General features: G+C 58.4%; 12 protein-coding genes. 9 read left to right on the top strand and 3 right to left on the bottom strand.

Annotation, left to right across the window (positions count from 1 at the left end):
* Positions 1–167 precede the first annotated feature (167 nt).
* Positions 168–335: a hypothetical protein gene (locus tag HMPREF3096_RS30815; RefSeq protein WP_162550490.1), complete on the bottom strand. Its 168-nt coding sequence runs from the start codon at positions 333–335 to the stop codon at positions 168–170.
* Positions 336–347: 12 nt separating this feature from the next.
* On the opposite strand from HMPREF3096_RS30815, the gene ivbL reads away from it, so the two are divergent.
* The 8 genes from ivbL to HMPREF3096_RS07615 all read left to right on the top strand — a co-directional run bounded on the left by ivbL (position 348) and on the right by HMPREF3096_RS07615 (position 8,241).
* On the top strand, positions 348–443 hold the full coding sequence (gene ivbL, locus HMPREF3096_RS28925; protein ID WP_002923286.1) for an ilvB operon leader peptide IvbL: 96 nt from the start codon (positions 348–350) through the stop codon (positions 441–443).
* A gap of 104 nt (positions 444–547) precedes the next feature.
* On the top strand, positions 548–2,236 hold the full coding sequence (gene ilvB / locus HMPREF3096_RS07645; RefSeq protein WP_012540267.1) for an acetolactate synthase large subunit: 1,689 nt from the start codon (positions 548–550) through the stop codon (positions 2,234–2,236).
* Between the two features lie 3 nt (positions 2,237–2,239).
* A complete protein-coding gene (gene ilvN / locus HMPREF3096_RS07640) occupies positions 2,240–2,527 on the top strand; it encodes an acetolactate synthase small subunit (protein ID WP_002923283.1) in 288 nt (95 codons plus the stop codon).
* Positions 2,528–2,679: 152 nt separating this feature from the next.
* Complete coding sequence (gene uhpA, locus HMPREF3096_RS07635) at positions 2,680–3,273, top strand: transcriptional regulator UhpA (RefSeq protein WP_008806764.1); 594 nt, start codon at positions 2,680–2,682, stop codon at positions 3,271–3,273.
* Between the two features lie 17 nt (positions 3,274–3,290).
* A complete protein-coding gene (gene uhpB / locus HMPREF3096_RS07630; protein WP_168226220.1) occupies positions 3,291–4,775 on the top strand; it encodes a signal transduction histidine-protein kinase/phosphatase UhpB in 1,485 nt (494 codons plus the stop codon).
* A gap of 11 nt (positions 4,776–4,786) precedes the next feature.
* On the top strand, positions 4,787–6,115 hold the full coding sequence (locus HMPREF3096_RS07625; RefSeq protein WP_032731521.1) for an MFS transporter: 1,329 nt from the start codon (positions 4,787–4,789) through the stop codon (positions 6,113–6,115).
* Positions 6,116–6,260: 145 nt separating this feature from the next.
* Positions 6,261–7,652: a hexose-6-phosphate:phosphate antiporter gene (gene uhpT, locus HMPREF3096_RS07620; protein WP_004202242.1), complete on the top strand. Its 1,392-nt coding sequence runs from the start codon at positions 6,261–6,263 to the stop codon at positions 7,650–7,652.
* A 136-nt stretch (positions 7,653–7,788) separates the two neighbouring features.
* Positions 7,789–8,241 (top strand): DUF1198 family protein, encoded by a 453-nt coding sequence (locus tag HMPREF3096_RS07615; RefSeq protein ID WP_032731520.1) that lies wholly within the window; start codon positions 7,789–7,791, stop codon positions 8,239–8,241.
* A gap of 90 nt (positions 8,242–8,331) precedes the next feature.
* Here the strand turns inward: HMPREF3096_RS07615 and HMPREF3096_RS07610 are convergent, their stop codons facing one another.
* Complete coding sequence (locus HMPREF3096_RS07610) at positions 8,332–8,655, bottom strand: helix-turn-helix domain-containing protein (protein WP_004173862.1); 324 nt, start codon at positions 8,653–8,655, stop codon at positions 8,332–8,334.
* A complete protein-coding gene (locus tag HMPREF3096_RS07605; protein ID WP_022065005.1) occupies positions 8,639–8,998 on the bottom strand; it encodes a type II toxin-antitoxin system RelE/ParE family toxin in 360 nt (119 codons plus the stop codon). Before HMPREF3096_RS07605 ends, HMPREF3096_RS07610 begins: the two co-directional genes overlap by 17 nt.
* A gap of 211 nt (positions 8,999–9,209) precedes the next feature.
* Here HMPREF3096_RS07605 and nepI point away from each other — a divergent pair, with 211 nt between their 5' ends.
* Positions 9,210–10,403 (top strand): purine ribonucleoside efflux pump NepI, encoded by a 1,194-nt coding sequence (nepI, locus tag HMPREF3096_RS07600; protein WP_032731519.1) that lies wholly within the window; start codon positions 9,210–9,212, stop codon positions 10,401–10,403.
* Positions 10,404–10,522 lie beyond the last annotated feature (119 nt).

The following is a 10,522-nucleotide window of genomic DNA, read 5'->3' as shown; positions in this document are numbered from 1 at the left end:
TGAGCCTTCCCACCATGATCGGGGAAGACCCATGGATGAACAGTATTTTTTGGACAAATACGCTCCTCTCATCCATACTCTATGACAGAGAAAAACCGACCTTAAATTGCGCGAACTGCAGCGATCGCGTATACTTTTGGCGTTGACGTAATACAGTGTGCTTGCGGCTACCACCTGTAACCATGCTGATAAAAACCTCGCTCCGGCGGGGTTTTTTGTTTTCTGCCCTTTTGCGCCGAATTGTGATCTTTCACGCAAATTATCGTGGATGAAAATAAATCCATTGTGAAATCGCAAAACCTGTGTTTGTATAAATTCAGCTTATTTTTCGACACAACAGGTCCCTAATGAACGCAACCCTGATCGCTTCGACCCTACTAAAAACCGCGCCAGCCGCGGTGGTCGTCGTGTCTGTGGTGGTCGTCGTCGGCAACGCGCCGTAGGGTCCGGAACAACACGAATTCCAAACCCCGCCGGCGCAAACCGAGCGGGGTTTTTTGTTGGCGAGCCCCCCGGTAAAGTCGGCCCAGAATAAAAGGACTGGAGCATGGCAAGTTCGGGCACCACATCAAACACAATGCGCTTTACCGGCGCGCAGCTGGTTGTTCATTTACTGGAACGCCAGGGCATCACTATGGTCAGCGGCATCCCGGGCGGTTCTATCCTGCCCATCTACGATGCCTTGAGCCAGAGCACGCAGATCCGCCACATCCTGGCGCGCCACGAGCAGGGCGCGGGTTTTATCGCTCAGGGGATGGCGCGAACCGAAGGCAAACCGGCGGTTTGTATGGCCTGTAGCGGCCCTGGCGCCACCAACCTGATTACGGCGATCGCCGATGCCCGCCTCGATTCAATCCCGCTGGTCTGCATCACCGGCCAGGTGCCGGCCTCCATGATCGGCACCGACGCTTTCCAGGAAGTGGACACCTACGGCATCTCTATCCCCATCACCAAGCATAACTACCTGGTGCGCGACATCGCCGAGCTGCCGCAGGTGATCAGCGACGCCTTCCGTATTGCCCAGTCCGGGCGTCCCGGGCCGGTGTGGATAGACATTCCTAAGGACGTACAGGCGGCGACCATTGAGCTGGAAACGTTGCCAGAGCCGGGCGAGCGCGCCCCGGCACCGGCCTTCACGCCTGAAAGCGTGCGTGAGGCGGCGGCAATGATTAACGCGGCGAAACGGCCGGTGCTGTATCTGGGCGGCGGGGTGATTAACGCGCCGCAGCCGATTCGGGACCTGGCGGAAAAAGCCAACCTGCCGACCACCATGACCTTGATGGCGCTGGGGATGCTGCCGAAGGCGCATCCGTTGTCGCTGGGGATGCTGGGCATGCATGGTGCGCGCAGCACCAACTTCATTTTGCAGGAAGCGGATTTACTGATTGTTTTAGGCGCCCGTTTTGATGACCGGGCGATTGGCAAGACCGAGCAGTTCTGCCCGAACGCGAAGATTATTCACGTCGATATCGACCGCTCTGAGCTGGGTAAAATTAAGCAACCGCACGTCGCGATTCAGGGCGATGTGGCGGAAGTCTTAGCCCAGCTGATCCCGCAGATTGAGGCGCAGCCGCGCGATGAGTGGCGCCAGCTGGTGGCCGATTTGCAGCGTGAATTCCCCTGCGCCATCCCGCAGGAAAGCGACCCGCTCTCCCATTACGGCCTGATTAACGCCGTGGCCGCCTGCGTTGACGATGAGGCGATCATCACCACCGATGTGGGTCAGCATCAGATGTGGACAGCGCAGGCCTACCCGCTCAACCGTCCGCGCCAGTGGCTGACTTCCGGCGGCCTCGGCACCATGGGCTTCGGCCTGCCGGCGGCGATCGGCGCGGCGCTGGCGAATCCGCAGCGCAAGGTTATCTGCTTCTCCGGCGACGGCAGCCTGATGATGAATATTCAGGAGATGGCTACCGCCGCCGAAAATCAGCTGGATGTCAAAATTATCCTGCTGAACAACGAAGCGCTGGGGCTGGTGCACCAGCAGCAGAGCCTGTTTTATCAGCAGGGCGTGTTCGCCGCCACCTATCCGGGGATGATTAACTTTATGCAGATTGCTGCCGGTTTTGGCCTGCAAACCTGTGATTTAAATAACGAAGCCGATCCGCAGGCGGCGCTGCAGGCGATTATCGACCGTCCGGGGCCGGCGTTGATCCACGTGCGTATCGACGCACAGCAGAAAGTGTATCCGATGGTACCGCCGGGTGCGGCCAATACTGAAATGGTGGGGGAATAAGCCATGCAAAAACAATGTGATAACGTCATTCTGGAACTCACCGTCCGCAACCATCCCGGCGTCATGACCCACGTTTGCGGGCTATTTGCCCGTCGGGCGTTTAACGTCGAAGGCATTCTCTGTCTGCCAATTCAGGGCAGCGAACACAGCCGCATCTGGCTGCTGGTAAATGATGACCAGCGATTGGGGCAGATGATTAGCCAGATTGAAAAGCTGGAAGATGTCACCAAAGTGGCGCGTAACCAGTCCGATCCCACCATGTTTAACAAAATTGCGGTGTTCTTCGAGTAAATCGCGCAAGGCTTGAACGGTAAGGTGCTTATGGTTAAGGTAAGCGCCTTTGCCGGATGGCGCTGCGCTTATCCGGCCTACAGGGAGTGGATCCGTAGGCCGGACAAGGCGTTTACGCCGCCATCCGGCGCTTTCAGGCACCAGGAAACACCATGACTACCATCGCCCTTATTGACGATCATTTGATTGTCCGCTCCGGCTTTGCTCAGCTGCTGGGGCTGGAAGCTGATTTTCAGGTTGTCGCCGAATTTGGTAGCGGCCGCGAAGCGCTGGCGGGGCTACCGGGGCGCGGCGTGCAGGTCTGTATCTGCGATATCTCCATGCCGGATATTTCCGGGCTGGAGCTGCTCAGCCAGTTGCCGAAGGGGATGGCGACCATCATGCTGTCGGTACACGACAGCCCGGCGCTGATCGAGCAGGCGCTGAACGCCGGCGCGCGCGGCTTCCTGTCGAAACGCTGCAGTCCGGATGAACTTATCGCCGCGGTCCGCACGGTGGCGGCGGGTGGTTGCTATCTCACGCCGGATATCGCCATGAAGCTGGCCGCCGGGCGCCAGGATCCGCTCACCAAACGCGAACGCCAGGTGGCGGAAAAGCTGGCGCAGGGCATGGCGGTGAAAGAGATTGCCGCCGAGCTCGGCCTGTCGCCGAAAACCGTTCACGTTCACCGCGCCAACCTGCTGGAAAAACTGGGCGTCAGCAACGACGTTGAGCTGGCGCGCCGCATGTTCGATAGCTGGCAATGAAGGCTGTCGTCTCACGATTGCTGTCGGTCATCGGCTGCGCCTTTATCTTCGCGGCCGCCTGGTTCTGCCTGTGGAGCATCAGTCTGCATCTGGTGGAACGCGCGGATTTAGCGGTGTTGCTGTTTCCCTTTGGCCTGCGTTTAGGGCTGATGCTGCAATGCCCGCGTGGCTACTGGCCGGTGCTGCTGGGCGCCGAGTGGCTGCTTATCTTCTGGCTGGCGCAGGAGGTGGCGCTGGCGCATCCGATAATATTGATGACCGGAAGTCTACTGACCCTGCTGCCGGTGGCGTTGATCTCTCGCTATCGCCATCAGCGCGACTGGCTGACGCTGCTGCGCCAGGGCGGGGCGCTGATCGCCGCCTCGCTGCTGCAATCGCTGCCGTGGCTGGCGCAAGAAGGCAGTGAGGGACTGACCGCGCTGTTGTTGACGTTGACCGGCGGTCTGACGCTGGCGCCGACCTGCCTGGTTATCTGGCACTATCTTACCAGTACCGTCTGGAGGCCACTGGGGCCCGCGCTGGTCTCCCAGCCGATTAACTGGCGCGGTCGGCATCTGATCTGGTACCTGCTGTTATTCACCATTAGCCTGTGGCTGCAGCTTGGGCTGCCCGCCGAGCTCTCCCGCTTTACCCCATTTTGCCTCGCGCTGCCGATTATTGCCCTCGCCTGGCACTACGGCTGGCAGGGGGCGCTGATCGCCACCCTGATGAACGCGATTGCGCTGATTGCCAGCCAGACCTGGCACGATCACCCGGTCGATCTATTGCTTTCGCTGCTGGCGCAGAGCCTCACCGGGCTGCTGCTGGGGGCGGGGATCCAGCGATTGCGCGAGCTTAACCTGTCGCTACAGAACGAGCTGGCGCGAAATCGGCGGCTGGCGGAACGTCTGCTGGAAACGGAAGAGAGCGTGAGGCGCGACGTGGCGCGCGAGCTCCATGATGATATCGGCCAGACGATCACGGCAATTCGCACCCAGGCGGGGATCGTGCAACGGCTGGCGCCGAATAACGCCAGCGTGCGCCAGAGCGGCCAGCTGATAGAACAGCTGTCGCTGGGAGTTTACGACTCGGTGCGTAGACTGCTAGGCCGTCTGCGTCCGCGTCAGCTCGACGACCTGCCGCTGGAGCAGGCAGTACGTTCGTTGATGCGCGAGATGGAGCTGGAGGACCGCGGCATTGTCAGCCATCTCGACTGGCGGATTAACGAGGCGGGACTGAGCGAGAACCAGCGTGTGACGCTGTTTCGCGTTTGCCAGGAGGGGCTGAATAATATCGTCAAGCACGCCAGCGCCAGCGCTGTTACCCTGCAGGGCTGGCAGCAGGATGAGCGACTAATGCTGGTGCTGGAAGATGACGGTTGCGGCCTGCCGCCGGGGTCGAATCTGCAGGGGTTCGGCCTGACCGGCATGCGCGAACGTGTGACCGCGCTGGGCGGTACGTTAACTATCTCCTGCACACACGGTACCCGCGTGTGCGTCAATCTACCGCTGCGTTACGCCTGAGAGGAGCGCCGATGTTTGCCTTTTTAAAAGCGCCGCCGGACGCCGCGCCAGTTAGCGATAAACGCGAGCTGGACGAGCGTTATCGTTACTGGCGTCGACATATTCTGCTCACTATCTGGCTTGGCTACGCGCTGTTTTATTTCACCCGCAAAAGCTTTAATGCCGCGGTGCCTGAAATTCTTGCCAGCAATGTGCTGACTCGTAGCGATATTGGCCTGCTGGCCACGCTGTTCTATATCACGTACGGGCTGTCGAAATTTTTCTCCGGTATCGTTAGCGACCGCTCCGACGCCCGCTATTTTATGGGCCTGGGGCTTATCGCTACCGGGGTGGTGAATATTCTGTTCGGTTTTTCCACCTCGCTGTGGGCTTTTGCGCTGCTGTGGGCGTTGAATGCCTTCTTCCAGGGCTGGGGCTCTCCGGTCTGCGCCCGGCTGCTGACGGCCTGGTATTCGCGGACCGAACGCGGCGGCTGGTGGGCGCTATGGAATACCGCGCATAACGTCGGCGGCGCGCTGATCCCGATGGTGGTGGGGGCGGCGGCGCTGCACTACGGCTGGCGTGCAGGGATGACGATTGCCGGCTGTCTGGCGATCCTCGCCGGGCTGTATCTGTGCTGGCGGCTGCGCGATCGCCCGCAGGCGGTGGGGTTACCCGCCGTGGGCGACTGGCGTCACGATGCGCTGGAAATCGCCCAGCAGCAGGAAGGTGCCGGGCTGACGCGCAAAGCGATCCTGACCCGCTACGTGCTGGCCAATCCCTATATCTGGCTGCTGTCGCTGTGCTATGTGCTGGTGTACGTGGTGCGGGCGGCGATTAACGACTGGGGCAATCTGTATATGTCGGAGACGCTTGGCGTCGATCTGGTGACCGCTAACTCGGCGGTGACCATGTTTGAGCTGGGCGGTTTTATCGGCGCGTTGGTGGCGGGATGGGGCTCGGATAAGCTGTTTAACGGCAACCGTGGGCCGATGAACCTGATCTTCGCCGCCGGAATTTTGCTGTCGGTTGGCGGGCTGTGGCTGATGCCGTTCGCCAGCTATGTGATGCAGGCGGCCAGCTTCTTCACCACCGGGTTCTTCGTTTTCGGCCCGCAGATGCTGATCGGCATGGCGGCGGCGGAATGTTCGCATAAAGAAGCCGCCGGGGCGGCGACCGGGTTTGTCGGCCTGTTCGCTTATCTTGGCGCCTCGCTTTCCGGCTGGCCGCTGGCGCAGGTGATGGATATCTGGCACTGGACCGGATTCTTCGTGGTGATTGCGATTGCCGCCGGCATTTCCGCGCTGCTGCTGCTGCCGTTTTTAAACGCGCAGGCGCCGCGTACCGCCAGCGAAGCGTGATGTAGCTCACCCTTTGGCCGCGAACGGGGCAAAACTAAGAAATTTTCCCGGTTTCACCTGGACGCCGTCTCAGGCCAGATGGCGCGCTGGTTTTTACAATGCCTGGTTATGACGCAGGCATAAAAAATCAGCTCAGGAGATACCCATGCTGGCCTTTCTGAATCAGGTGCGCAAGCCGACCCTGGATCTGCCGCTCGATGTGCGGCGCAAAATGTGGTTCAAACCTTTCATGCAGTCCTATCTGGTGGTCTTCATCGGCTACCTGACCATGTACCTGATCCGCAAGAACTTTAACATCGCGCAGAACGACATGATCTCCACCTACGGGTTGAGCATGACGCAGCTGGGGATGATTGGCCTGGGCTTCTCCATCACCTACGGCGTGGGCAAGACGCTCGTGTCTTATTATGCCGACGGTAAAAACACCAAGCAGTTCCTGCCGTTTATGCTGATCCTCTCCGCCATCTGTATGCTGGGCTTTAGCGCCAGCATGGGCGCGGGCTCCACCAGCCTTTTCCTGATGATCGCCTTCTATGCGCTGAGCGGCTTCTTCCAGAGCACCGGCGGCTCGTGCAGCTATTCCACCATCACCAAGTGGACGCCCAGACGCAAACGCGGCACCTTCCTCGGCTTCTGGAATATCTCCCACAACCTCGGCGGCGCGGGCGCGGCGGGCGTGGCGCTGTTTGGCGCCAACTATCTGTTCGACGGCCACGTGATCGGCATGTTTATCTTCCCGTCGATTATTGCGCTGATCGTTGGCTTTATTGGCCTGCGCTACGGTAGCGACTCTCCGGAATCCTACGGCCTCGGCACGGCGGAAGAGCTGTTTGGTGAAGCGATCAGCGAAGAGGACAAAGAGACCGAAGAAAATGCGATGACCAAGTGGCAGATCTTTGTTGAGTACGTGCTGAAAAACAAAGTGATCTGGCTGCTGTGCTTCTCCAACATCTTCCTCTACGTGGTGCGTATCGGTATCGATCAGTGGTCCACCGTGTACGCCTTCCAGGAGCTGAAGCTGTCTAAAGAGGTGGCGATTCAGGGCTTTACCCTGTTTGAGGTCGGCGCGCTGGTCGGCACGCTGCTGTGGGGCTGGTTGTCGGATCTGGCCAACGGCCGCCGCGCGCTGGTGGCTTGCATCGCGCTGGCGCTGATTATCGCCACCCTCGGGGTTTACCAACATGCCAGCAACCAGTACGTCTATCTGGCCTCGTTGTTTGCGCTGGGCTTCCTGGTGTTTGGTCCGCAGCTGCTGATCGGCGTCGCCGCCGTCGGCTTTGTGCCGAAAAAAGCGATCGGCGCCGCCGATGGAATCAAGGGCACCTTCGCCTATCTGATCGGCGATAGCTTCGCCAAGCTGGGTCTCGGGATGATCGCCGACGGCACGCCGGTCTTCGGCCTGACCGGCTGGGCCGGCACCTTTGCGGCGCTGGACGCCGCCGCCATCGGCTGTATCTGCCTGATGGCCATTGTGGCTATCTTTGAAGAGCGTAAAATTCGCCGCGAGAAAAAGAACCGTATTTTGCAGACTGCCTGATTTACCAGGTATTTGGTAACCTTGCCCGGCCAGTGCGCCGGGCTTTTTTATTTCTTGCGTAATATGCCAGGTCCGACAGTCGACAGCAGGCAAATTCCCATTATGATAGTCAGGCCGCGATTGGATGAGAGGATGCATGATCTGGATAGGACTGGCCACCCTGGTAGTGGTATTTGTTGTGGGATTTCGGGTGTTTACCTCTGATTCACGCCGCGCGATCCGCCGCCTGAGCGAACGCCTGGGCATTACGCCTGTTCCGCTGGAATCAATGATCGATCAGCTGGGAAAAACCGCCGGTAATGAGTATTTGCGCTACCTGGAGCGGCCGAATGAAGCGCATCTGCAGAACGCCGCGCAGGTGCTGCTCATCTGGCAGGTCGCGATTGTCGATGCCAGCGAAAAAAACCTGCATTACTGGTATCGCCTGATGCAAAAAGCGCGTTTAGCGGCGCCGATTACCGACGCGCAAATTCGTCTTGCGCAAGGGTTTCTGCGCGAGCTGGATCCGGATGCAAGCGATTTGCATAACCTACAGCAGCGTTATAACGCGCTGTTTCTGCCGGAAGACGGCGTGCACTGGCTGCACTGATCTCATTGTTATCCGGCCTGTGGTTCAAAACCATATCTCCCTTACGTTCCTTGTAGGCCGGATAAGCGTAAGCGCCATCCGGCAGAATAACTACAGTAGGATTTTCAGGCCGTGTTTTTGTACGACGCTAAGCAATTTTAATGACATTCCGCTCGGTCGTTTAGCGCCAGTCTCCCATTTTTGCACGGTAGACACACTGGTATTCAGATAACGAGCGAACACGGGTTGGCTAACATTGAGTTGTTCACGTAGCGCTTTAATTTCAATGGGTTGAAGTGCGGCTACGCTACCGAGACATGATTCATCAAAATGGCGCATTGTTTCCTGTGGGATTGCGCCAACGCTGAATAGCCCCGACGCAGCGCTATGGATCGCTTCGAAAGCCGGGCTTTTGTATTTATTTTTTGCTGTCATCGCAAATCTCCACCAGTTCTTTACTTTTAACTAAGGCCGTCGTTTTCTCTTCAGAGAGATTGGCATAGTGTTTTGCTAACTCACGAAACCCCATTAATTCGCGATGGTTGATATTGGCCATATCCTGTTTGGCATATAGAAAGGTATAAAACCAATACCCTGCGCTTTTGGTAAGGATGATTGCGCGATCGCGATTCTTGTTGAGTCGCTTTTTATAAACCCCCCCTCCTAAATCAACCACCTTGCCCTGAAGCGCAGATTGAATTGCCTGATAGAGCTCGTTGTCGGAAATGCCATGAGAACTAGCCTCTCTGGCAAACCATTTGGTTTTAAAGATACGCATTGCTGACATCCTGTCGTTAAAAGTATAGCACATGGTGCTATATTAAATTCTCCTGAGATTTGTAAAAGCGATAGCAAGCATCGTTTTTTTAAACATGCGAACAGCTACGCATCCTCTTATGAAAAGCGAGAAGAGTTGCGAAAACGTTAAATTCGTCACAAACAAAATGTTACACTGCGCGGCTTTCAGCCACTTTCTTCGCAGGTCACTCATGAGTCATTCAAATGAAGCCAAACCCCATGCACGCGAGCTGGCGCGACCAAACTGGTCGGCGGTTTTCGCGGTTGCTTTCTGCGTTGCCTGCCTGATTACCGTCGAATTTCTACCGGTCAGTCTGCTGACGCCGATGGCGCTGGATTTAGGCATCTCCGAAGGGATGGCCGGGCAGTCGGTGACGACCACGGCATTCGTCGCGATGTTTTCCAGCCTGTTTATCACCTCCATCATTGGCAAAACCGATCGCCGCTACGTGGTGATCCTGTTTTCGCTGCTGCTGACCCTTTCTTGCCTGCTGGTATCTTTCGCTGATAGCTTCACCCTGCTACTGCTGGGGCGCGCCTGTCTGGGCCTGGCGCTCGGCGGTTTCTGGGCGATGTCGGCCTCGCTGACCATGCGTCTGGTGCCGATGCGCGTGGTGCCGAAAGCGCTATCGATTATCTTCGGCGCGGTATCAATCGCGCTGGTGATCGCCGCCCCATTGGGCAGTTTCCTTGGCGGGCTTATCGGCTGGCGCAACGTCTTTAACGGCGCGGCGGTGATGGGCGTGCTGTGTACGCTCTGGGTGCTGAAAGCGCTGCCGTCGCTGCCCGGTGAATCGGCTTCTCAGCAGCAAAATATGTTTGGTCTGTTGAAGCGTCCGGGGGTGATGGCCGGGATGTGCGCCATTTTCATGGCCTTTGCCGGGCAGTTCGCCTTCTTTACCTATATACGTCCGGTGTACATGACCCTCGCCGGGTTTGATGTCGACGGCCTGACGCTGGTGCTGCTGAGCTTTGGTATCGCCAGCTTTATCGGCACCTCGCTCTCCTCGGTGCTTCTCAAGCGTTCGGTAAAAGCGGCGCTGGCGATCGCGCCACTGGTACTGACCGCCTGCGCGGTGGCGCTGGTGCTGTGGGGAGAAAGCAAAATCGTCGCCTCGACGGTGGCGATTATCTGGGGCTTCGCGTTTGCGCTGATCCCGGTTGGGTGGTCAACGTGGATCACCCGTTCGCTCTCCGATCAGGCGGAAAAAGCCGGGTCGATTCAGGTGGCGGTGATCCAGCTGGCCAACACCTGCGGCGCCGCGGTCGGCGGTATTGCGCTCGACCACTTAGGGCTGCTGTCGCCGCTGGTGTTGTCAGGAATATTAATGCTGTTTACCGGGTTGCTGGTGGCGACCAAAGTGAAGGTGAATCCACCCGCTTAAGGCCGCTCGCCTTTTGCCAGCCGGCACTACCGCGGGTACGGCGCCTGACCGCCCGGCGGCGCTGCGCTTGCCGGGCCTACGGGTGGTATCCCGCAGGCCTCCTCAGTCGTAGCCCGGCT

It is taken from the genome of Klebsiella sp. HMSC25G12 (assembly GCF_001807705.1).
Lineage (GTDB): Bacteria > Pseudomonadota > Gammaproteobacteria > Enterobacterales > Enterobacteriaceae > Klebsiella > Klebsiella variicola.
This window is presented reverse-complemented; position numbering and strand designations above follow the sequence as displayed.

Coding starts and splice junctions, on each gene's coding strand:
- HMPREF3096_RS07625 (WP_032731521.1), top strand. CDS start 4,787: ATGTTTGCCTTTTTAAAAGCGCCGCCGGACGCCGCGCCAGTTAGCGAT.
- ivbL (WP_002923286.1), top strand. CDS start 348: ATGAACGCAACCCTGATCGCTTCGACCCTACTAAAAACCGCGCCAGCC.
- uhpT (WP_004202242.1), top strand. CDS start 6,261: ATGCTGGCCTTTCTGAATCAGGTGCGCAAGCCGACCCTGGATCTGCCG.
- ilvN (WP_002923283.1), top strand. CDS start 2,240: ATGCAAAAACAATGTGATAACGTCATTCTGGAACTCACCGTCCGCAAC.
- nepI (WP_032731519.1), top strand. CDS start 9,210: ATGAGTCATTCAAATGAAGCCAAACCCCATGCACGCGAGCTGGCGCGA.
- ilvB (WP_012540267.1), top strand. CDS start 548: ATGGCAAGTTCGGGCACCACATCAAACACAATGCGCTTTACCGGCGCG.
- HMPREF3096_RS07610 (WP_004173862.1), bottom strand. CDS start 8,655: ATGACAGCAAAAAATAAATACAAAAGCCCGGCTTTCGAAGCGATCCAT.
- HMPREF3096_RS07605 (WP_022065005.1), bottom strand. CDS start 8,998: ATGCGTATCTTTAAAACCAAATGGTTTGCCAGAGAGGCTAGTTCTCAT.
- uhpA (WP_008806764.1), top strand. CDS start 2,680: ATGACTACCATCGCCCTTATTGACGATCATTTGATTGTCCGCTCCGGC.
- HMPREF3096_RS07615 (WP_032731520.1), top strand. CDS start 7,789: ATGATCTGGATAGGACTGGCCACCCTGGTAGTGGTATTTGTTGTGGGA.